This is a genomic window from Pontibacter sp. JAM-7 (assembly GCF_048548695.2).
In the GTDB taxonomy this organism is placed as follows: Bacteria; Pseudomonadota; Gammaproteobacteria; order Pseudomonadales; family Balneatricaceae; genus Neptuniibacter.
In genome coordinates this window covers 11,527-31,668 of the sequence record NZ_JBLYIF020000011.1, presented here as the reverse complement: position 1 = coordinate 31,668, position 20,142 = coordinate 11,527, and the positions used below count along the sequence as shown (strand labels likewise).

The 20,142-nt window shown below is 51.5% G+C and carries 21 protein-coding genes; 8 read left to right on the top strand and 13 right to left on the bottom strand.

The window, feature by feature from the left end; genetic code table 11:
- Nucleotides 1-68 precede the first annotated feature (68 nt).
- Nucleotides 69-2,585 carry an ATP-dependent helicase HrpB gene (hrpB, locus tag ACFVYJ_RS13185; protein WP_419415913.1) on the top strand — a complete coding sequence of 839 codons (2,517 nt, stop codon included), beginning with the start codon at nucleotides 69-71 and terminating at the stop codon, nucleotides 2,583-2,585.
- Here the strand turns inward: hrpB and ACFVYJ_RS13180 are convergent.
- Entirely contained in the window at nucleotides 2,563-3,423 is an 861-nt protein-coding gene (locus ACFVYJ_RS13180) for a LysR family transcriptional regulator (protein ID WP_419415912.1), read from the bottom strand. The two genes, hrpB and ACFVYJ_RS13180, sit on opposite strands and share 23 nt — an antisense overlap.
- A 195-nt stretch (nucleotides 3,424-3,618) precedes the next feature.
- Here ACFVYJ_RS13180 and ACFVYJ_RS13175 point away from each other — a divergent pair, with 195 nt between their 5' ends.
- Nucleotides 3,619-3,984 (top strand): MaoP family protein, encoded by a 366-nt coding sequence (locus tag ACFVYJ_RS13175; RefSeq protein ID WP_419415911.1) that lies wholly within the window; start codon nucleotides 3,619-3,621, stop codon nucleotides 3,982-3,984.
- Between the two features lie 60 nt (nucleotides 3,985-4,044).
- On the opposite strand, the gene ACFVYJ_RS13170 is transcribed toward ACFVYJ_RS13175, so the two are convergent.
- A complete protein-coding gene (locus ACFVYJ_RS13170) occupies nucleotides 4,045-4,284 on the bottom strand; it encodes a hypothetical protein (RefSeq protein WP_419415910.1) in 240 nt (79 codons plus the stop codon).
- 266 nt (nucleotides 4,285-4,550) lie between these two features.
- On the opposite strand from ACFVYJ_RS13170, the gene ACFVYJ_RS13165 reads away from it, so the two are divergent.
- Complete coding sequence (locus ACFVYJ_RS13165) at nucleotides 4,551-5,351, top strand: response regulator (protein WP_419415909.1); 801 nt, start codon at nucleotides 4,551-4,553, stop codon at nucleotides 5,349-5,351.
- Nucleotides 5,352-5,353: 2 nt separating this feature from the next.
- On the opposite strand, the gene ACFVYJ_RS13160 is transcribed toward ACFVYJ_RS13165, so the two are convergent.
- Nucleotides 5,354-6,037, bottom strand: coding sequence for a M48 family metallopeptidase (locus ACFVYJ_RS13160; RefSeq protein WP_419415908.1), 684 nt, complete (start codon nucleotides 6,035-6,037; stop codon nucleotides 5,354-5,356).
- Between the two features lie 65 nt (nucleotides 6,038-6,102).
- Between ACFVYJ_RS13160 and ACFVYJ_RS13155 the strand changes: the two genes are divergently transcribed.
- On the top strand, nucleotides 6,103-6,687 hold the full coding sequence (locus ACFVYJ_RS13155; protein WP_419415907.1) for a uracil-DNA glycosylase family protein: 585 nt from the start codon (nucleotides 6,103-6,105) through the stop codon (nucleotides 6,685-6,687).
- On the opposite strand, the gene ACFVYJ_RS13150 is transcribed toward ACFVYJ_RS13155, so the two are convergent.
- From ACFVYJ_RS13150 to ACFVYJ_RS13130, 5 genes are all read right to left on the bottom strand, one after another.
- A complete protein-coding gene (locus ACFVYJ_RS13150; protein WP_419415906.1) occupies nucleotides 6,680-8,641 on the bottom strand; it encodes a transglutaminase TgpA family protein in 1,962 nt (653 codons plus the stop codon). The genes ACFVYJ_RS13155 and ACFVYJ_RS13150 overlap by 8 nt on opposite strands.
- Nucleotides 8,638-9,609, bottom strand: a complete 972-nt coding sequence (locus ACFVYJ_RS13145; protein WP_463255385.1) for a DUF58 domain-containing protein — start codon at nucleotides 9,607-9,609, stop codon at nucleotides 8,638-8,640. The genes ACFVYJ_RS13150 and ACFVYJ_RS13145 overlap by 4 nt, the downstream gene beginning before the upstream one ends.
- Nucleotides 9,602-10,522 (bottom strand): AAA family ATPase, encoded by a 921-nt coding sequence (locus ACFVYJ_RS13140; RefSeq protein WP_419415925.1) that lies wholly within the window; start codon nucleotides 10,520-10,522, stop codon nucleotides 9,602-9,604. The genes ACFVYJ_RS13145 and ACFVYJ_RS13140 overlap by 8 nt, the downstream gene beginning before the upstream one ends.
- A gap of 90 nt (nucleotides 10,523-10,612) precedes the next feature.
- A complete protein-coding gene (locus ACFVYJ_RS13135; protein WP_419415905.1) occupies nucleotides 10,613-10,921 on the bottom strand; it encodes a hypothetical protein in 309 nt (102 codons plus the stop codon).
- A 238-nt stretch (nucleotides 10,922-11,159) separates the two neighbouring features.
- Nucleotides 11,160-11,639, bottom strand: a complete 480-nt coding sequence (locus ACFVYJ_RS13130) for an FKBP-type peptidyl-prolyl cis-trans isomerase (RefSeq protein WP_419415904.1) — start codon at nucleotides 11,637-11,639, stop codon at nucleotides 11,160-11,162.
- A 322-nt stretch (nucleotides 11,640-11,961) separates the two neighbouring features.
- Between ACFVYJ_RS13130 and ACFVYJ_RS13125 the strand changes: the two genes are divergently transcribed.
- Entirely contained in the window at nucleotides 11,962-12,177 is a 216-nt protein-coding gene (locus tag ACFVYJ_RS13125) for a hypothetical protein (RefSeq protein WP_419415903.1), read from the top strand.
- 45 nt (nucleotides 12,178-12,222) lie between these two features.
- Here ACFVYJ_RS13125 and ACFVYJ_RS13120 read toward each other — a convergent pair whose 3' ends face one another.
- Nucleotides 12,223-13,116, bottom strand: coding sequence for a GGDEF domain-containing protein (locus ACFVYJ_RS13120; protein WP_419415902.1), 894 nt, complete (start codon nucleotides 13,114-13,116; stop codon nucleotides 12,223-12,225).
- A 112-nt stretch (nucleotides 13,117-13,228) separates the two neighbouring features.
- On the bottom strand, nucleotides 13,229-14,386 hold the full coding sequence (locus tag ACFVYJ_RS13115; RefSeq protein ID WP_419415901.1) for a type III PLP-dependent enzyme: 1,158 nt from the start codon (nucleotides 14,384-14,386) through the stop codon (nucleotides 13,229-13,231).
- 417 nt (nucleotides 14,387-14,803) lie between these two features.
- Between ACFVYJ_RS13115 and ACFVYJ_RS13110 the strand changes: the two genes are divergently transcribed.
- From ACFVYJ_RS13110 to alr, 3 genes are all read left to right on the top strand, one after another.
- Nucleotides 14,804-15,034, top strand: a complete 231-nt coding sequence (locus tag ACFVYJ_RS13110; protein ID WP_419415900.1) for a hypothetical protein — start codon at nucleotides 14,804-14,806, stop codon at nucleotides 15,032-15,034.
- Nucleotides 15,035-15,127: 93 nt separating this feature from the next.
- Nucleotides 15,128-16,231: a phosphoribosylaminoimidazolesuccinocarboxamide synthase gene (locus ACFVYJ_RS13105; RefSeq protein WP_419415899.1), complete on the top strand. Its 1,104-nt coding sequence runs from the start codon at nucleotides 15,128-15,130 to the stop codon at nucleotides 16,229-16,231.
- Between the two features lie 106 nt (nucleotides 16,232-16,337).
- Nucleotides 16,338-17,417, top strand: a complete 1,080-nt coding sequence (alr, locus tag ACFVYJ_RS13100) for an alanine racemase (protein WP_419415898.1) — start codon at nucleotides 16,338-16,340, stop codon at nucleotides 17,415-17,417.
- On the opposite strand, the gene ACFVYJ_RS13095 is transcribed toward alr, so the two are convergent.
- The 3 genes from ACFVYJ_RS13095 to trhO all read right to left on the bottom strand — a co-directional run bounded on the left by ACFVYJ_RS13095 (nucleotide 17,414) and on the right by trhO (nucleotide 19,966).
- Nucleotides 17,414-17,626: a DUF1289 domain-containing protein gene (locus tag ACFVYJ_RS13095; protein WP_419415897.1), complete on the bottom strand. Its 213-nt coding sequence runs from the start codon at nucleotides 17,624-17,626 to the stop codon at nucleotides 17,414-17,416. The genes alr and ACFVYJ_RS13095 overlap by 4 nt on opposite strands.
- Nucleotides 17,623-18,756: a hypothetical protein gene (locus tag ACFVYJ_RS13090; RefSeq protein ID WP_419415896.1), complete on the bottom strand. Its 1,134-nt coding sequence runs from the start codon at nucleotides 18,754-18,756 to the stop codon at nucleotides 17,623-17,625. The genes ACFVYJ_RS13095 and ACFVYJ_RS13090 overlap by 4 nt, the downstream gene beginning before the upstream one ends.
- A 271-nt stretch (nucleotides 18,757-19,027) precedes the next feature.
- Complete coding sequence (gene trhO / locus ACFVYJ_RS13085) at nucleotides 19,028-19,966, bottom strand: oxygen-dependent tRNA uridine(34) hydroxylase TrhO (protein ID WP_419415895.1); 939 nt, start codon at nucleotides 19,964-19,966, stop codon at nucleotides 19,028-19,030.
- Nucleotides 19,967-20,142: the final 176 nt, after the last annotated feature.

The following is a 20,142-nucleotide window of genomic DNA, read 5'->3' as shown; positions in this document are numbered from 1 at the left end:
AGACGGGCAATTGCCAGTAGCAAACTTTCTCTTTAAGCTCAGCTCACGCAATGAATAAGCACCCCGCCATGTCGAAACTGCCTGTCCACACAATTCTGCCTGAACTGTTCAATACGCTGAAACACCAGGGTGACGCTATTTTACAGGCACCTCCAGGCTCCGGTAAAACCACCGCTGTGCCTCTATCGCTGCTGGCACAGCCCGGCCTGATCAAAGGCAAAATTCTATTACTTGAGCCCCGCAGGCTAGCTGCACGCAATGTCGCTAACTATATGGCACAGCAATTAGGGGAAGCTGCCGGTGAAACCGTGGGGTATCGTATCCGATTAGAGAGCCGGATCAGTCCCCGTACTCGCATTGAGGTTGTCACAGAAGGCGTACTGCTAAGGTTGATGCAGGATGACCCCAGTCTCGAAGCCTATGATCTGATTATTTTCGATGAGTTTCATGAACGCAGCCTGCAGTCAGATCTGGGGCTGGCCATGGTGCTGTATGCCCGTGAGCTGTTTCGGGAACACCAGGCATTGCGTCTGTTGGTAATGTCAGCAACGCTGGATAATCAGGCACTGCAAGCAGTATTACCAAACGCTTCGCTAATCACGGCAAATGGTCGCCTTTATCCGGTGGAGATCAAGTACCGTGACACCGCATTACATCCCGGCAGAATGGCGCTGTCCGTTGCCAACAGTCTGGTAGAGATCCTGACTGCAACCAGCGGCAGTGTGTTGGTATTTCTGCCTGGGCAAGCCGAAATCCGCGCGGTGGCAACGGCAGTCAGCGCGCAGCTCCGAGCCACAGAAAACTGTTTATTGATGCCGCTGTTTGGTGACCTTGATCTGGAAACCCAGCAGCAGGCTATCGCCCCTGCTCCGCCGGGCCAACGCAAACTGGTGCTGGCGACCAATATTGCCGAAACCAGTCTGACCATTGAAGGTATCCGGGTGGTGGTAGATAGCGGCTATTGCCGCGAAGCCCGCTTTGACCCCAATACTGCCATGACCCGGTTGCATACCCGGCGTATATCCCTTGCTTCCGCGACACAGCGCAGCGGACGGGCAGGACGACTGGAACCCGGGGTGTGTTATCGCCTCTGGTCAGCATCTCAACAGGCAGAGATGCCCGCACACCTGCCACCGGACATTCAGCAAGCAGACCTGGCATCGATGGCACTGTTACTCGCCAGCTGGGGTATACAACAAGTTGATGAGCTCACCTGGCTTGACCCACCGCCCAAAGGTGCCTGGACACAGGCACAAGCCCTATTGATTGAACTGGAGGCGATAACTCCAGACGGGCAGATCACGGCATTGGGCGAAGCCATGGCGCAATTACCCTGTCACCCTCGGTTAGCGCATCTGTTATTACGCGTCGGCGGGGATAACAATCTCAAAGTCGCCAGTGAATTGGCCGCGTTGCTGGCAGAGCGCGATCCCTTGCGCTCACAACAAACCGACATCGAAACCCGGCTTGACTGGCTGCAACAGACGCCTCGGGACAATAAAGGCATCTGGCACCGCCTGCAGCAACAAGCGAAACAGTTTCGTCAGCTAAGGCGCAAACTTGACGCTGCCGTCAGGCAGAGTGCTATTACCGAACCACTGCACCCGGGATTACTGCTCAGCCTTGCCTATCCCGATCGTATCGCGCAGCAACGCCAGCCCGGCGGGACTGAATATCTTATGAGTAACGGTCGGGCCATCAGACTGCAACCCGATGACCCCTTATGCCGTCAACGCTGGCTGGCAGTGGCATCAACCCGGGGACAGGCAGGCCAGCGTCAGGACCAGATATCACTGGCAGCACCACTGGATATCAAAGCCCTGGCAACCTGGTTTCCACAGCGGATTGAGATGCAGGAGCAGATCCACTGGGACAACTCTGGTAAGCGCATCATAGCCGACCGGGTGCGGCAGCTGGGGGCATTAACCCTGGATCGTCAGCGCATAGACAACCCCGATCCGGAACAGGTAAATCAGGCACTATTGGCACAACTGCGGAACGACGGGCTGGAGCAGCTGCCATGGACGCCTGAACTGCGCAACTGGCAACAACGGGTGCAATTTCTGCACACCCACGCACCAACGCAACATCAGCCACTGTGGCCTGACATGAGTGATGCCGCATTGATGGCAACACTAGAGGACTGGCTACTGCCATTTTTACAGGGACAACGCAGTTTTACTCAGCTGCCAGCCAAAGACTTTAAATCGGCCCTACAATCTTTACTGCCCTGGGCGCAGCAATCGCAACTCGAGAGCCTGGCACCGGAACGCATAGTCCTGCCCTCAGGCAGCCGAGCCAGTATCGACTACAACGAATCACCTCCCGTACTGGCCGCCAAACTGCAAGAGATGTTTGGCTGGCACACCAGCCCAACCGTTGGCTATGGCACACCATTAAAACTGCATCTGCTATCACCGGCACGTCGGCCAGTGCAGATCACCACAGACCTAGCCGGTTTTTGGCGGCAAACATATGCTGAGGTTAAAAAAGACTTGAAGGGGCGCTACCCAAAACATGATTGGCCCGACGACCCCTTAACCGCCACCGCAAGCCGAGGCGTCAAACGCCGTCCAAAACCCTGAAGCCTTTGCATAGTAACGCGCTGGCGTCTTCACAGGCGGAAGCATCTGGATTGGTTGCCAACCAACTGGCGAAGATTTCCCGCTCAATAGGTGGCAGATCAGCTACCGTAAACAAGCGCCCCTCGCGTAAAGCGGCTTCTACCTGCACCAGTGGCAATAACGCAACCCCGCCATTCAGCATGAGATAGTCCAAAGCAATATCGATCTGCGCTGTATGTAACACCGGCGCAACTGGCGGCAACCACCACTGCTGACTTGGCAGATTCAGTGACGTATCCCACTCCAGATGAACATAATCCTGATCAGTCATTGCCGTCAGACTTTGATCTGGTTGATCAGACACCAACTGCAACACAAATGTGCCCACTTTTTGGCTTTGAATATCTGGCAATTTGGGCGGATTAAATGACAGCACCATATCCAGTCGAGACTCAAGTAAACCTCGATGTAACCCCTGCCGTTGATCTTCCTCTGTGCGAAGGCACAAGTCAGGCCGCTGACAGATAAGGTGCAGTACCGGATTGCGCAGGCAGCTTTGCCAGAGAATGGCCGTGGCACCCAGTGTCAGTTGCTGACGTTGGTGGGCTACGCCACTGGCCTGCAAAGCCGTCTGCCAAGTGGATAAAATCGACTCGGCATAAGGCAATAGCCGTTCGCCCGCTGCCGTAAGCATGATATTGCCCCGCTTGCGCAAGAACAGCTCATGCCCGACCAACGACTCAAGTTGACGAATACGGAAACTTACCGCCGACTGAGTTAGGCAAAGATGAGTAGACGCCCGGCCAAAATGCCGGGTATTGGCCACCTCAAGAAAGGTGCGTAGCAACTCAGTATCCAAGCATTAATCCATCAAAAAAACTTATCTTCACGACAAAAAAGCTTCGTTTTACTCGACCGCTCACACTGACCATAATCCGCAAAAAACCGATCCTCGGTGTCGCAGGCCACAATCAGGCATTGGCGGAACAATAACCCGCAATGGCATAGACACCTAGCTGATTTTTATCTCTCTTTTGCCGCAAGAGGTGACAATATGCAACTGGATAAAGCACAAATCGTCAGCTTCTACGCCGAAACCGAATTTAAAGATGCCAAAAATTTTCCTTATGGGTTTAAGCGAAGCGGAGAATTCACGCAGCAACAGGCTGAGTTACTGTTGCATCATGGTCTGGCCTATCATGCCTTACATACGGGAGAGCGCAGCCCGGTGACAGCCGAAGAAAGTAGATTTCTTGAGTTTTGTCATGGCCTGCGTGATACCGAAACCAGTCATGAAAGAACCTGGCAACGCTACCTGGCTTTGTGTAACAAGCGGGCTCACCGCCCCGCCGTTAGCCTGAGTTCTGCCGCGCGGGAAAGTGCGCAGCACAGCCAAGATGCAGATTGGGATAACCTGTAACAAAAAGACCAGCCTAGGCTGGTCTTTTTTTTTCACTACAGAGCACTGCGGTTTACACCATTAAGATGCCAAGGTTGGGAGCCTGCTATATGACAGGTTCTTCACCTCATCGATCAAACGGCGCACTTCAGCCTCTGCCTCCTCGAGCAAGCGCAAATATTCTGCGTCTGCTTGTTGCAGATAGTTTTTACTACGAGATTGAACAATTGGTGTTGGAATATAGTTATTAGTTGAAGAGTCGAAATTTAGATGTTGAACAAAGGATTGAGTTGGAGACAAAGGAACTGTAATCACACTCATCAATGGCCACTCTATTTAGTTATTATGTATTTCATTACCCCTGACAGCCAAGTTACTGGCCGTTAGCGACAAGTACTTTAGTACAGTTTTACTCATCAGCAAAGATGAATTTACAAAATAAAACCTTTGTCTAATGCGCAGGGTCAGAATATTAAATCCAGACCATTAACGCTGACGAAAACCAGAGCTGAATCAACAAGATTGTTATGAACGCGAGGTAGGGTTAGGATAGGACTTAATCATAAGTCTGGTTCGAGAATTGATCGATGCAGTTGAGTAACCTTTACGTTATTGTTATTGAACCTTCCAACGTACAGCGACATATCATTCTTGCTCAGCTGCAGCAGATAGGTGTTACCCAAATAGAGGAATTTTCCTCAGCTGAGCCAGCACTTGAACGGATGCTAAGCATCACCCCTGATCTAGTGCTCTCCGCCATGCACCTGCCGGGGATATCAGGCACCGAACTGGTCAACCAGATGCGGGTACTGCCAGCATTGGAAATGGTCACTTTTATCCTGATCTCCAGTGAAACTCACTACCGCTACTTGGAACCAATCCGACAGGCGGGGGCCATTGCCATTCTGCCAAAACCCTTCACCGCCGATGATCTGGCCACTGCCATGCGCAGTACGCTGGAATATATCAGTGATGTTGAAACGGAAACCGACAATGAAGAGTACGATCATCTGAGAGTGTTATTGGTTGATGACAGCGCCATGGCATGTCGCTACGTGCAACAGATGCTGGATGGTCTGGGCATTGGCACCATTTCTACCGCCAACGACGGGGCCGAAGCACTGTCGCTGCTGCAGTCAGGCAATGGTTTCGACCTGATCATCACCGATTACAATATGCCAAATATCGATGGCAAAGAGCTGACAGAACATATACGGCAACATGGTGATCAACCGACAATTCCTATTTTGATGCTGACAAGTGAACAGAATCAAAGTCGACTCGCCGCTATCCAGAGTGCAGGGGTATCAGCCATCTGCAACAAGCCATTTTCCTATGGCACCGTAAAGTTATTGATTGAGCAGCTGATTAACGAACGGGATATTTAAGGCTACCACAACATCCAGGCGCTACGCTGACGCAAGCTTTTACGATGCGCCTGCCAGTCCGGGCAATAAGCAGCCACGGCCCGCCAAAACGCCGGGGAGTGATCAAAGTGTTCCAGATGGCAAAGCTCATGGATAATCACATAATCCTGTAACACGGGTTCGGCCAGCATTAAACGCCAGTTTAAAGCGACCTCACCCACAGCAGAACAACTACCCCAGCGCCGCTTATAGTCACGGACCTTCCACCCAGAGATGTTGGTTTGCATCTGCTGTTGCCAAAACTCCAGCCGTGAGGACAAATGCGCCGTCGCCTGACGTTTATACCAACGCTTAATCGCGGCGGTCACCTGCTCGACGTCTGTCAGCCTGGACGATGGTCCACACGCAACCTGCAATCGTGAACCAGAACGGCTGACATCTGTCCGATTACCGGCACGCCAAGTCAGCTCTAACCATTCGCCATTAAATGGCAGCCGGCCGCCCTGAACGATATCAATGCGATGGCTTTGCAGCTGTGACTGCTGCCGTTGTATCCAGGTCTGGCGCGCAACCAGCCACTGATCTATCCACGCCTGGCTCACCCCGTGTGGCACCCGCACGTTTACCCCTTCCGGGGTCACCTGCATGGACGCGGTTCGCCGTCGACTGTGAATCACAGTACACTTTATGGGACTGTCAGTGGTCATGCTGTTTCCTGTCTGAATCCAGACCGGCAGTATGACAAAATCGGCTAGGTAACAGAATGCCCAACATGGAAGATCTCTTGCAGCAAGTCCGTGCCTGCCAGCACTGTGCAATGTACTTGCCTTTAGGGGCCAACCCCGTGGTGTATGCCAGCCCATCTGCCCGGCTGCTGATTATCGGTCAGGCACCGGGCACCCGGGTACATGCCAGCGGTATCCCCTGGGATGATGCCAGTGGAGACCGATTGCGCAACTGGCTGCGGCTGGACAAGTCGACATTTTACGACACAACCAACATTGCCATTATGCCCATGGGCTTCTGCTACCCGGGCCGAGGCAAGTCTGGCGACCTGCCCCCACGCCCCGAGTGTGCTCCGTTATGGCACCGCGCCCTGCTGGAGCAAATGCCTGAGATTGGCTTAACACTCCTGGTGGGTAACTACGCACAGCGCTACTATCTTGCGGATACGGCTCTACTGAAACGCCACAACACCCTGACCGAGCGGGTGCGACACTTTACGCAAGCACCGCCGGGATTATTTCCCCTACCCCACCCGTCACCGAGAAACCAACTGTGGCTGAAGAAAAACCCCTGGTTTGAATCGGAGGTACTGCCCGAATTACGCCGCCAGGTTCACACTGCACTCAATTAAATTTTTGCCGACAATCTTTGACCAATTGTACAAACTGCTGTTTGAACTCTGGTTGTGACTGGTCGGCAAAGCGGATGTTTTCATACAGCTCAGACAACGCCGTCAACTCAGCTACAAGGTCATGCCGAATGCCTGACAAGCGCTTAAAGTACTGGCCCACTGTTTCGCCGGGCGCCCGCTGTAACCCCTGATGCGCTAATTGCTCTGACAACAGCCTTACCTGTCGATCCGTCATATCTTCCCGCTGCCGATTACGTGGCCACAGCTGGCGTAACATCACCAGACTGATAACCACAACAAACGGCAACAGCAGCAACATCGCCATTTTCCATACAGAGACATTGCCTAACAGGCTTTGCAGCAGGCCTTCCTGCTGATGGTGATAGTTCAACACCCAGCGTTGCCAGCCATAGTTGATTGCTTCCCAGCGTAACCGAATACTTGCCAACAGCCCGTCACGCCCCAAGGCTGGCCGCCCATTGAGAAAGCCATCCTGCCCAGCAAATAGCTGATCGGCTGACTGTTCAACCCGCTGCGGTGCCACGGCGGCAGTAGGATCAATTCTGACCCAGCCCTGCCCCTCAATCCAAGCCTCTATCCAGGCATGTGCATCATATTGCCGCAACGTGTAATACTGCTCAAAGGGATTAAACTCGCCACCCTGATAGCCGGTAACAACCCGCGCCGGCACCCCTGCCAGACGGAGCAGATACGCGGTTGCCGAAGCAAAGTGGCCACAGAAGCCCCGCTGGGTTGAAAACAGAAAATCATCGACACTGTTTTGGCCCAAAGGCGGGGGCCTCAGGGTGTACACAAAGCTCTCGGTATAACGCTGCAGAATTTTTGTTATCAGGTGCTCAGCTGTCAGCGCCTGCCCCTGCCAGGATTCCACCAATGCCCGCGACTGAGGATTGCCGGGCGGCACCCGCAGATAACGAGCGGCATCCTGCAATATATTGGCTTCACGTCTTAGGCCGGGTGTCGATTGCAACTGATACTGCTGCCGCAGCAGCTGTTTCTGAGGTGCCACCAGCGTGGCATCCTTGCGCAATTTAAGCTCTGCAGGAAATCCGGTTACCGATTCCAGCACAGGCACCCAGGTTTTCTGATTCGGCTCCAGAATCAGTTCATAATTCAACTTAGAAAGTTCGGGCGCCTGACGCGGCGCGGATGTCTCCAGTGCGCTTGATATTCTGGCGTTAAACCATTTTTTGCCATCGAAATCCGGCAGCACCAACGCTCGCCAATACAGAGACGACTGGGGCGGTTGCTCTGCAGCAAAACTCACCCGAAATGCCACCTGTGGCGAGCGCAGTAATTGGCTAATCGACCCCGGCCCCATGCTGTCAGACAACCCCGTGCGTGCCGTTGCCGGATCAAGCCTGACCTCCCAGAGCGCCCCCAACCTTGGCATGACCAGAAACAGCACCACCATTAACGGTAAGGCAGGCAACACAAAACCTACTGAACGCTTAAGGGAGTGCCAAAATGGTCGGTTAGTGCTGGTATAGAGGGTAGTGATCGCTGTTAAAATCACCACCAGCGTCAGCATTACATACAACGCGGTCCAGATACTTTGATCAAACAAGAACGCTGTCGCGGTGACCATCACTGCCACATAGAGCATCACCAGTGCATCGCGTCGCTTATACAGCTCGATCAATTTCAAACTAAAGCCGGCAATGAGCAACCCAACCGTGGTACTGATACCCGCACCCGCCCGGTAGCCGGTCAGCACAATCCCCAAAGCGATCATGACCAGCAATGCCCTGACCAGCCAGTGTGGAAAACCAAATCGCCCACGCCAGACAAGCAATCGCCAGCCAACACAAAACACCACGAACCCCGTCAACAGGAAAGACAGATGTATCAGATGCGGTAGTACCGCCAGCAGCACACTGAGCAACTGCCACAACAAGGCATTACGGCCAATATCCGGGCCACTGCGGCTCATACGGAGGCTCCTGCGCCGGGAAAACGCGCCAAAGCGTCTAATACCTGCTGGATGTGTGCAGCGCCACTGCCCGGCTCCAACTGATAATGCGGCAGTACCAGACCAAACTCCTGTCCGGAGCGGTGCCACTGCAAGGCCCAATAGCAGATCACACTCAGGCGCTGCTCCACCCCCAGCTCAGGCCAATCCTGCCAACTCAGCCACAACCGTCGATCCTGATGCTCCGGAAACTGTTTCAGCAACAGTTCGCCACGACGAGCATACTGCTTCCAGGCGATCTGACTGGGTGAAGCCCCTGGCTGATAAAGCGCGTAGCCCAAAAAATCATCGCCCCCCTGTTGCGCGGTTTCCGGCCCCTCCTGACCTGCACCCATTGCAGCAGGTGGACGCCCCTGTATCGGTTGCGGGTAAACCAACGCCTCCACTTCGGGGTCCAGCCAGCTCCAGGCTCGCAACAAACCAAAGGGATAAACCGTAGCCACACACAACAGACCCGGGCGGAACACGCCGCGCTGATAAGTCTGGCTATACAGTGATACCGAATGCTCGCCCTGCTCGACACTGACCAGTGTTTCAGTCTGGTCTCGCCAGTGCATAGCGATACTCTCTGCAGGGCGGCCATGGCGACTCAGCTGAAATTCACACTCAGCCAACTCCCCGGCATAGCAGGGGTATGCTTTGAGGAACCGTATCGATAACCCAGACAGGTTAAGGTAGGTGTAATGGATTGTCAGGACACCAATGGCGAGGAGGAAATACACCACACCGTGAATCAGGTTGTTCTGATAGTTGGTGGCAATCAAAAATAGCAGAATGCATACCAACAGATAACCCCAGCCAGCCACTGTGGGGAAGATAAAGATGTTTCTCTGACTCAGGTTAACCTGATGCCCTCTGGGCCGCCGGCGGGCCATCCAGCGATGAATCAGGGTGTCGTTGGTCCGTGCAGCGTGCAGCATCTCAGCCAACCACATCAACCTCGGTCAGTAGCCGCCGTGTCAGGGCCTGACCGCCGTGTTCCGCGTAGTCTTCAGCACTGCGCAGACGGTGACCGCATACGGGTCCAAGCAATTGTTGCAGGTCCTCTGGCACCACATATTGCCGCCCATGCATCAGTGCCCAGGTTTTAGCGCAGCTTAACAACGCTAAACTGCCTCGGGGTGAAATACCAAAATCAAACCCCGGCGCTTCCCGGCTATAACGCACTAGGCGTTGCAGGTAGTCAAGCAGACTATCAGACGCTTTGACTTCCTCGCAGGCCTGCTGGATACGCGCCAATTTCTCTGCATCAAGACACACGGGCAAGTCATCTATTTTACGCCGGGCATCCCCGCCCTGCAGCAGGGCCCGCTCGGCTTTAGCGTCGGGATAGCCGAGTTGGATTCGCATTAGAAATCGATCCAGCTGAGACTCTGGCAACGGGTAGGTACCGTACTGTGTTACGGGGTTTTGGGTCGCAATAACAAAGAAGGGGTTAGGTAAACTCAGCGTCTGCCGATCCACCGTTACCTGAGCTTCTTCCATCGCTTCGAGCAATGCGCTTTGGGTTTTAGGTGTGGTGCGGTTGATCTCATCTGCCAGCAGTAGCTGAGTGAAAACAGGACCTTGGTGAAATTCAAACTGGTTACTGCCGCTATCGAATACCGAAACGCCGATAATATCGGCTGGCAACATATCACTGGTGAATTGTACTCGCTGATACTCCAACCCCAGTACCCGGGACAGCGCATGGGCCAGGGTGGTTTTGCCCATACCGGGCAGGTCTTCAATCAATAAATGTCCACCACTGATAAGGCAAGTCACGGCGAGTCGAATCTGGGGCTCTTTACCATAAAGCACGGTACTGACCGCGCGAACTACTGCGTCTATTTCCTGCTGCATCACCGACTACGTTCCTTGCTGACTTCATTTTTAATAAGAGCACAGCTATTTTACGAAGTACAGGTAGCCGGTGGATCAGCCGCCGCCGTATTAACGGAAGCTCAAAGGAAGCGATGAACGATGATAATCGGCAAATTCTGAATAACAGGCCTCATCATGGGGGATGATTTGCACCAGATTGGCATGGTGAATACCGGCCCGGTGGCAGATATCATAACCTTGAGTAATGTTACTGCAGGTAACCACTTTGCCTGCATCATCCTTGATCAGCTCACGAAGATAACTTTTATCGCGCTGGAACTCGATCTCTATGACCATAGGCCCACATCCGGACTCAATGAAATTCACAGATTTCAGTTGCTGGGACTTCTGTAGGTCACTCAACTGATTGATATTCATAGATCACTCCTTTGCGCACAGTTTCGGACACGACTTGTCCTCTCAAACGAGCCGTACAACTTTAGTGTAGGCAAAGAAATATACTCCGGTCACAAAGCAGGCCGGATTTATAAAAACATTTTCAGCTAAAATCATGAAAATATTGATAATTTGGTTATAAGAACCACAAATAAAGTGACGGTCTATAGACAATAAAAAGCCGGCAAATGCCGGCTATTTGAAATCCGAATCACTAAAATCAGTGATCGCAGCCTTCACCATGAACATGTCCATGTTCCAGCTCATCTTCTGTAGCCGTACGCACTTCAGTCACTTCAACTGCAAAATGCAGTACCTGGCCTGCCAGTGGGTGATTGCCATCCAGAGTAACGCCATCTTCTTCTACTGCGACGACAGTCACCGGTTGCTGACCCCATGGTGCTTCGGCCATGAACTGCATACCCACCGCAATCTCTTCAACGCCCTGAAAGTTCGCACGATCAACTTTCTGAATTAAGTCTTCACGAATCTGGCCATATCCTTCTTCAGGCGTCACGCGCACATCCAGCTTGTCACCGGTAGTTTTACCTACCAGAGCATTTTCCAGCCCAGGAATAATATTTTGAGCGCCGCAAATAAATGGCAGTGGCTCCTGGCCCTGTGAAGAGTCGAGAACCTCACCGGCATCATTTTTTAATGTGTAATGGATCAGCGCGACGTGATTCTGTGCAATCTGCATATGATTTTCTCGCTTTTATTGGAGACGCGCCGCCGGGTCTGAGACCGGTTGAGTACTGCCAGCCTAATACGCTGTGCCGCTACGCCAGGTTAATTTAGGCGGCTATTTTAGCGCATCGGGAAAAGGAACCAAACCCACCCTATTTACGTAGCGCGAAAAACATACGCAACCACACTGAAAATGAGTTTTTTTCCTAGATCAATCGCTGAGGGCTTATGCTTAAATAATTGTGTAAAGCGAAGTACCCAAGCCTTATAGGAATCGATCCTGTTAATGCGCTTTTTAGCGCCGCTCGGAGAGTGCTTTAATTTCAGGAGGACACATGGAAGACGCTTGCACACTTTGTTATAACCTAGTGTTACAAAATCAGCCTCACCCAGCGTTGAAGAAAATCAGTCAGCTACATGACAGCTCACTGTACAAATGCTGTTGCTGCTACGCCTACCTGCACCATTATTCCAATCAGTGGGAAATCATGAGTGCCGGCAGTTATCACGGCAATCCATCTGGCGCTGAGTCAATCATGAAAACAGGCTAAGGCCGGGCGAAATAACGCCCAGCCACGCCCACTATTTAATCTGTCTTACTGATCAAACTCATCAGCTTCGACTCGGTTCCCGCCGCTTTCCTGAGCAACAAAAAGGTTTTGCCCTGCTCGGCCCAGCAGTGTATCTGCGGTTTCTTCTGCCCCAGCCATAGTTGCAACACCAACACTGACGGTGAAGTTCAAGTTTTGATCTTCATGTTGTACTGACACCTGTTGCAGCAGCTTGCGAACCCGCTCACCCGCTGCGATGGCATTGTCGAGCGGGGTTTCCGGCATCAGCATAATGAATTCATCTTCACTATAACGCGCGAGAAAATCGGAAGTTCGTTTGGTCGTCTCTAAGGCAGTTGCCAGTTGCTGCAGCAACTGATCTCCAGTATCCATGGAGTAGTTATCGTTTACCTGCCCCATATGATCTACGTCAATCAGCATAAGACTAAAGGGCGCATCATACCGCAACCCAAGGGCAACAGACTGTTCAATAACAGGCCTGAAAGCACGGCGGTTAAAACAACCGGTGAGGGTGTCGCGCTGGGTTTGTCCCGAAGACATACGCCGTAACGACTTCAGCTCAGTGATATCTTGCAGCGCGAGGATAATCTCATCTTCCGCCGCCAGGCAACGCACACGAAAAGCTACGGTTTGCGTAAGTCCCAACTGCTGCAGTTGAGGTGCGTGTTTAGGATTGAGTTCTAGCTCTTTAACGATGACTTCGCCACGGCTGGCAGCCTGCACCGCCATGCTAACCACGGCAGTCACAAAGGCTTTCGGAAACACCGCATCTAACTGTCGACCAATTAATGCATCCGGCTTAAGCCATTCACACTCTCCCGAGGAGCAGCCCAATATAACGCCGGGCATCTCCAGGATCAGAATGCTTTCACCGCAGGCCCCCAATAAGCCCTCATAACGACATTGAAGTTGCGACATACAACACTCCCCATAACAAGTCGTTTATTCAACAGCTTAACAGGAAGAAAAGCAATGCACAGCAGTGAGAAAATCAGAGCACAGCAGGACGCCGTGCTCTGCCTGAAATCAATCAGATAATGTAGTACTTCAACGGCGGAAAGCCGTTAAATTCAATCGAACTGTAGCTAGTGGTATACGCGCCAGTAGAGTACCAATAAACATGATCACCAATCTCCAGCGACAGCGGTAACGGATACATATGATTTTCGTACATGATATCCATACTGTCACAGGTAGGGCCTGCCAGTATCACTTCCTCTTCCGGGCCACCCCGGGAAGAACCAATCGGGTATTTGATCGACTCGCCCACCGTTTCAATCAAGCCATTAAACATACCAATATCGGTATACACCCAACGTTCCAGAGCGGTTGAAGACTTCCGGGAGATCAATACCACTTCAGATACGATTACTCCTGCATCACCCACCAGTGACCGACCCGGCTCAAGAATAATGCGTGGCACTTCTTCACTAAAATCTTCCTGCAAAAAACGTGTGATTTCCTGGGCATAAATACAAAATTCGTTGGTTTTCTGCAGATAGTTAGCCGGGAAACCGCCCCCCATGTTGATCATCTTCAGGCGGATATCATGCTCACTGTTCAAACGATCAAAGATAACCTTAACCTTGGCAATCGCCCCATCCCACACATCGATATCACGTTGTTGCGAGCCAACATGGAATGAGACACCGTAAGGGTCCAGTCCCAGATCACGGGCCAGCACATGCAACTCCACCGCCATTTCAGGGTTACAGCCAAATTTACGCGAGAGCGGCCAGTCTGCACCCTCAGAGCCATCGGTGAGCACCCGCACATACACAGACGAACCCGGAGCGTACTTCGCAATATTGCACAGATCCGCTTCAGAATCGGTAGCAAACAAACGCACACCACGTTCGTAAAAATAGCGAATTGCTGAGCGTTTTTTGATGGTATTACCATAACTGATGCGCTCTGGCGCCACGCCAAACTTCAATACTTTGTCCAGCTCTTGAGGTGAGGCAATATCGAAATTGGAGCCCAGGCTAGCCAACCGTTCAATCACTTCATTCGCGGGGTTTGCCTTAACCGCATAAAAGATTTCAGCATTAGGAAATCCAGCGTTCAGCTCGGTGTATTTAGTTTCAACCACACTCAGATCCAACGCCAGAAAAGGCGTTTCATGGACCTCAGAGAGTTCTGCAATACGTTGCACAGCATCAGGACTGAAATATTCCGGTAATTTCATCAGCGCGCTACCACAAGAAAAAGAGGTGGAAAAAGTGCTTTAGGTCGAACCTGCAGCGGGAGGGGTTAATTTTGTGGCGAAGTATATTGTAAACGTATTCCAGCGCAATCATTTTTTGCTGCAAAATATTCCTCTTTAAAGCAAACATCTTTAGCCAGATTCAACTTAAAACAGCGCACACCATACCAGCCACCGCCATACTGTTCTAACTCTTTGGTTGATGCACACACAAACAGTAAATATCCCTATAAAAAACAAGGATAGTACACCAGGCGCAGACGACAAAAACTCTGTATTAATCGGCGCGCAAATACTAGCGATCATTGTTTGATCACGCTAAAATGGCCTACCTTTCAGGCCGTGTCACGGCCATTGTTCTTTTGTCTAACCTTAGGCTTTCCAGTTCCGGAGAAATACTTGCAGTTTATGACTGAAGATCAACTTCATTGTCGTCTATTCGAATTATCTATTGAGCAATTAGAACAGCTGGAACAGCGCCTGCTTGAAAGAATCGAAGAGAAAAAAATAACACAGCAAACCCGCAAGTTGGTACCACCACAACCCGGGAATAATCTGGAGCTGATGGCCTCTGATCTGGGACTCGATATCAGCCGCCTGATGAAAGAAGTAAAAAAACGCAGTCGCTGAGATTCAGCGTTGCCATACACTCATGACACCAACCGGAAGACTCGTGGAACACCGGTTAATTAATTCAAAAGTGAAGGAAACAGGATTCCCCGTATGAGCCTTGCAGATAAAGTACTTGCCGTAAATAACGACCTACCTATCCGAACTGACAGTCCGGTACATAGTGGTAAGGTTCGGTCTGTTTACTGGCTAACAGAAGCTGACAGCCGTCGCCTGATTAAAGAAAAAGGCTACGATGTAGCTGAAGACGCGCCGCTGGCTATTATGGTCATCAGCGACCGTATCTCTGCCTTTGACTGCATTTGGCATGGTGAGGGCGGAATGAATGGCGTACCCGGTAAAGGTGCTGCCCTGAATGCAATCTCCAACCATTGGTTTAAGCTGTTCCGCGAAAACGGCCTGGCTGACAGCCATATTCTGGATATTCCCCACCCGTTTGTCTGGATCGTACAAAAAGCCCGTCCGGTAATGATCGAGGCAATCTGCCGCCAGTACATTACCGGTTCTATGTGGCGCAGCTACGCCAAAGGCGAACGCGATTTCTGCGGCATCGAAATTCCAGACGGTTTGCAGAAAGACCAAAAACTGCCAGAACTGCTGATCACACCATCGACTAAAGGCATTTTGACAGGCATTCCCGGCGTGCCGGAAGTCGATGATGTCAACATCACCCGTCAGGATATTGAAAACAATTATACGGCATTCAACTTCCGCGCCCCTGATGACATCAATCTCTACGAGAAGTTGCTACGTGAAGGTTTCGACCTGATCAGTGATGCGCTGAGCCAGCTGGATCAGATCTTTGTCGACACCAAATTCGAGTTTGGCTATGTCACCGATGCCGCCGGCCAGGAAAAGCTGATTTATATGGATGAAGTCGGTACCCCTGACTCTTCCCGTATCTGGGACGGCGCTGCTTACCGTGATGGCAAGATTATCGAAAACTCCAAGGAAGGTTTCCGTCAGTTGCTGCTGAACCACTTCCCGGACCCGGATATCCTGCTAAATAAAGACCGTATGTCCGAACGTCAGGCTCTGGCGCGCGATAATGCCCTGCCAGAATCAGTCCTGATGGCAGTGTCGGCAACCTATCTTGGCATTGCCGAGAAAATCACCGGCCAGGCTATCCCGCTGTCAGACAACCCGAAAGCAGAAATTCTCGAAATTCTGCGTAAAGATTACGGTTTGATTGACTAATAAAGATGACACCCGGCCCGTGCCGGGTGTATTTTTTCAGCTGTAGAACTATTCAACCCTAGTTTATCTCCAGCCAAGGATATATCCGCAAGGCTGCGGAGCAGATATGAGCAGAGCCGCTACAGCAATCATTCACCTTGATGCCATCTGCCAGAATTACCGGCTGGCGAAACAGATCGGCCAAGGGCGTGGCACACTTGCTGTTGTAAAAGCTAATGCCTACGGTCATGGCGCAGCTCAGGTCGCTCACAAGCTTCATAATGAGGCGGACGCCTATGCTGTCGCCTGTATCGAAGAAGCCTTGGAGTTACGCCAGTCAGGGATAACCAAGCCAATATTACTGCTGGAAGGTTTCTTCACCCCCGACGAAATTCCGCTGATCAGTGAGCATCAGTTCTGGTGTGCCCTGCACTGCCAAGAACAACTCGACATGCTGGCCCGCACGCCACTGCCGACGCCACTATCGGTCTGGCTGAAGCTTGATACCGGCATGCATCGGCTGGGATTCCGTAGCGACCAGATACTGAATCGCTATCCGGAGATCACTCGCCTTTCTCAGGTTAAAGACGTGACGCTAATGACTCACCTGGCCTGTGCCGATGAGTTATCCAGCCCTATGACTGGGAAGCAGATCACTGAACTACGCCGCCTTGAACAACAACTGAAATTACCCAGCAGCATAGCCAATTCAGCCGGCGTTCTGGCTCACCCTGACAGCCTAAGTGACTGGCAGCGGCCGGGGATTATGCTTTACGGTGCCAGCCCATTTGCGATGGCAGAAACCTTGCCCTATACACTGCACACCACCATGACATTGCAATCGGAAATTATTGCAATTCATGACCTGCAACCCGGTGACAGTGTCGGGTATGGCGCTACCTGGGTCTGCGATCGACCGATGCGGGTTGGTACTGTAGCCATGGGTTACGCTGATGGTTACCCAAGGCATGCCGGTAATGGCACACCCGTTTGGGTGGCTGGACAACAGTCGCAGCTGGTCGGACGGGTATCCATGGATATGCTGACGGTAGATATTACCGGACGTGACGACGTCGGCCTGGGTGCCCCCGTTGAGTTATGGGGCAAACATGTCAATGCTGGCACAGTAGCCGAACACGCCGGCACCATTCCCTACACGCTGTTTACCGGCGTGACCGCCCGAGTGAAGAAACGCTACCAGGATTAAGCACCGACTATTTTTTTACTCCGGTCACTCTTGCGCTGCTGACATTTCGCTAAAATCTCTCTTCGGCTCAGTGAGTCAGCCTGACACCAGCCTGTAATTTCTGCCAATGAACGAAAGCACCCCAAGCAGATATCTTGCTCGTCGAGGCAACAGTGACGACAGCAGGGTGAAGGTACAACATTTTCTTCTTGATCTGGCGAGTTAATCATCTTAATTGCTGCAAAGAGTCCTGAGCATCCGAATATCCATATTGTACCGCATCCTGATAGGCAAGCAGCGCCAGTACTCGATTATCCGGTGGGGATGGCTCCAGCATACCTTCGGCGTAACACAGTCCCAGATAATAGGATGCACGACTCACGTTGGCGACTTTCAAACTGGCCTGAAAATTACGGCAGGCCGCAGCAGACTGCTCTTCCTGCAACAAGATTAACGCCAACGGAAAACTGGCATAGTCTTCACCCTGATCATACCGGGTTTTATAAGCCACGGCGGCTTTATCAGTCGATGAATAAGTATCCACGTTCGTATCCAACTGGCGACAAAATGCCACGGTATCGATATGTTCTGCATCTTCACACTGGGCATAGGCATTATCCACCACCCACTCCAGCAATCTTGGGTGGTAGCCATCACCAACCAACCGTGACCAGCGATCTCGTTCAAAAATAAAGCCAATACTCAACAAGCGGCCTAACTCCAATTCGGTATGCAGGTAATTAGCACGGAATCGCTGCGCCCAGCGGTCGGCTTCTTCCTCTTTTTCCTGCTTCATATATTGCGATGCACGGTAGTGGTAAAAAGCATCCTCAGCGTGATGGCCAAGCTCATGCAGTAATACATCCAGCACGGCATCGGCCAGCAACTGCGCTTTCTGCTGTTTAAACACGGCCGGCTTGGCTGGCTGGAAATCAAGCCAGGCGACCGGTGATTTAGGAAGTGGACCTTCAAACACCGGATGGGTATGCCAGAAATAGTAGTTCATATACTGCTCTGGCAGGTGCGGACGCTCTAGCACCTGCCCCATCAAATACACCTCGATGTAGTTTTCTAACCCCTGAAAATATTCTGCATTGATCAGAATTTGGGGCTGATCCTCAGCCAGAGAAAGTGCAAGGCCAGACAAACGCAATTTGTGGGATACGATAATTTCAACTTCGGACAGGCGTGATTGCTGAATATCCGGCAACTTAGCGACATGCGGCTGAATGACTTCCTGCAGCATTTGCGCAACCTGATGCTCTCCGGGCACGCCCTGGGGAACAAACGTCAGCGCCTGCGCATTTTGTAAAAAAAATACAGCGGAAAACACCAAACTGGTTTTAAGTAGCTGCCACATAGTCAACCTCCTTCCCCCTGACCATCAATACCGATGGCCTGGTGATGTTTTTTTGACCAGAAAAACTGCTTAAATCTCAATATAGGTTGTTTTTTATTCTAAAGCACTAATTTTATACTACGAAGGTCGCATAAGATTGTATCTTCGCCACGCAAAAATTATTTTGCAGCTGCAAAATCAGGTAGTTGAATTACAGAAAGAGGGTTATGAAAAATATTAATAAACGCCACCAGGCTCCTTTATCAGAGCCTGGCAAGTTAGAAATAAGGCGTTATTCAGATACTGAAGACGGGTTAGACTGCGCTAAACCGATATGGACTTCATTACGTTCGGCAGCAAGTTTGACCTGCTTCTGGCGTTCCCGAAAGCGCTTACGCTGCTCATCACTCAGTTCATCATGACATTGATGACAAGCGACGCCTTCTTCATATAAAGGCGATCGTTTATCCTGCTCCGTGATGGGTCGGCGGCAGCCATGACACAGGTCATACTGACCCGCCTCCAGACTATGATCGACCGCAACCCGGTTATCAAATACAAAGCATTCGCCCTGCCAGAGACTATTTTCCTGCGGTACCTGCTCCAGATATTTCAGGATGCCACCTTCCAGGTGGTATACCTCTTCGAAACCTTCCTGGATCATAAAGGCAGATGCTTTTTCACAGCGGATACCACCCGTGCAGAACATCGCCACCTTTTTATGGGTCGATGGATCATAGTGCTGACGCACGAATTCAGGAAATTCACGAAAGGTTTTTGTATCCGGGTCGACGGCATTACTGAAGGTGCCAATCGCCACTTCATAATCGTTCCGGGTATCCAGTAACAGCACTTCTGGATCACTGATCAGCGCGTTCCAGTCCGTCGGCTTTACGTAGGTACCCACCACTTTGTTGGGGTCGATATTGTCGACGCCCATGGTGACGATCTCTTTTTTCAGTTTTACCTTCATCCGGTAAAACGGCTGTTCTTCGTGACAGGATTCCTTGTGCTCCAATCCAGCCAGGCGCGGATCTGCCTGCAGATACGCCAAGAGTGCATCAATGGCCACGCGACTGCCGGCCACTGTGCCATTAATGCCTTCCTGGGCTAATAGCAGACTGCCACGAACCTCGTGTTCAAGACAGAAATCCAGCAACGGCTGGCGCTTAGCTTGATAATCTTCCAGCGTGACAAATTTATATAATGCGGCAACGACAATTTCAGACATGAGCTTAACTGATCAAAAATGGAACAGGGCGCGAAGTCTACCTGCTGTGTCCGGTACAAACAAGCGTCTGAGCTAGCGCACGCACAATGCAGAAGCCAATATCATGAGTGAACTCTCGACTCTACCAAAACGTGCAGCTGCAGCCATACTCAAACGATTTTTTTCAGGTAATAAAC

Coding starts and splice junctions, on each gene's coding strand:
- hrpB (WP_419415913.1), top strand. CDS start 69: ATGTCGAAACTGCCTGTCCACACAATTCTGCCTGAACTGTTCAATACG.
- ACFVYJ_RS13175 (WP_419415911.1), top strand. CDS start 3,619: ATGCAACTGGATAAAGCACAAATCGTCAGCTTCTACGCCGAAACCGAA.
- ACFVYJ_RS13170 (WP_419415910.1), bottom strand. CDS start 4,284: ATGAGTGTGATTACAGTTCCTTTGTCTCCAACTCAATCCTTTGTTCAA.
- ACFVYJ_RS13165 (WP_419415909.1), top strand. CDS start 4,551: ATGCAGTTGAGTAACCTTTACGTTATTGTTATTGAACCTTCCAACGTA.
- ACFVYJ_RS13160 (WP_419415908.1), bottom strand. CDS start 6,037: ATGACCACTGACAGTCCCATAAAGTGTACTGTGATTCACAGTCGACGG.
- ACFVYJ_RS13155 (WP_419415907.1), top strand. CDS start 6,103: ATGGAAGATCTCTTGCAGCAAGTCCGTGCCTGCCAGCACTGTGCAATG.
- ACFVYJ_RS13150 (WP_419415906.1), bottom strand. CDS start 8,641: ATGAGCCGCAGTGGCCCGGATATTGGCCGTAATGCCTTGTTGTGGCAG.
- ACFVYJ_RS13140 (WP_419415925.1), bottom strand. CDS start 10,522: ATGCAGCAGGAAATAGACGCAGTAGTTCGCGCGGTCAGTACCGTGCTT.
- ACFVYJ_RS13135 (WP_419415905.1), bottom strand. CDS start 10,921: ATGAATATCAATCAGTTGAGTGACCTACAGAAGTCCCAGCAACTGAAA.
- ACFVYJ_RS13130 (WP_419415904.1), bottom strand. CDS start 11,639: ATGCAGATTGCACAGAATCACGTCGCGCTGATCCATTACACATTAAAA.
- ACFVYJ_RS13125 (WP_419415903.1), top strand. CDS start 11,962: ATGGAAGACGCTTGCACACTTTGTTATAACCTAGTGTTACAAAATCAG.
- ACFVYJ_RS13120 (WP_419415902.1), bottom strand. CDS start 13,116: ATGTCGCAACTTCAATGTCGTTATGAGGGCTTATTGGGGGCCTGCGGT.
- ACFVYJ_RS13115 (WP_419415901.1), bottom strand. CDS start 14,386: ATGAAATTACCGGAATATTTCAGTCCTGATGCTGTGCAACGTATTGCA.
- ACFVYJ_RS13105 (WP_419415899.1), top strand. CDS start 15,128: ATGAGCCTTGCAGATAAAGTACTTGCCGTAAATAACGACCTACCTATC.
- alr (WP_419415898.1), top strand. CDS start 16,338: ATGAGCAGAGCCGCTACAGCAATCATTCACCTTGATGCCATCTGCCAG.
- ACFVYJ_RS13095 (WP_419415897.1), bottom strand. CDS start 17,626: ATGATTAACTCGCCAGATCAAGAAGAAAATGTTGTACCTTCACCCTGC.
- ACFVYJ_RS13090 (WP_419415896.1), bottom strand. CDS start 18,756: ATGTGGCAGCTACTTAAAACCAGTTTGGTGTTTTCCGCTGTATTTTTT.
- trhO (WP_419415895.1), bottom strand. CDS start 19,966: ATGTCTGAAATTGTCGTTGCCGCATTATATAAATTTGTCACGCTGGAA.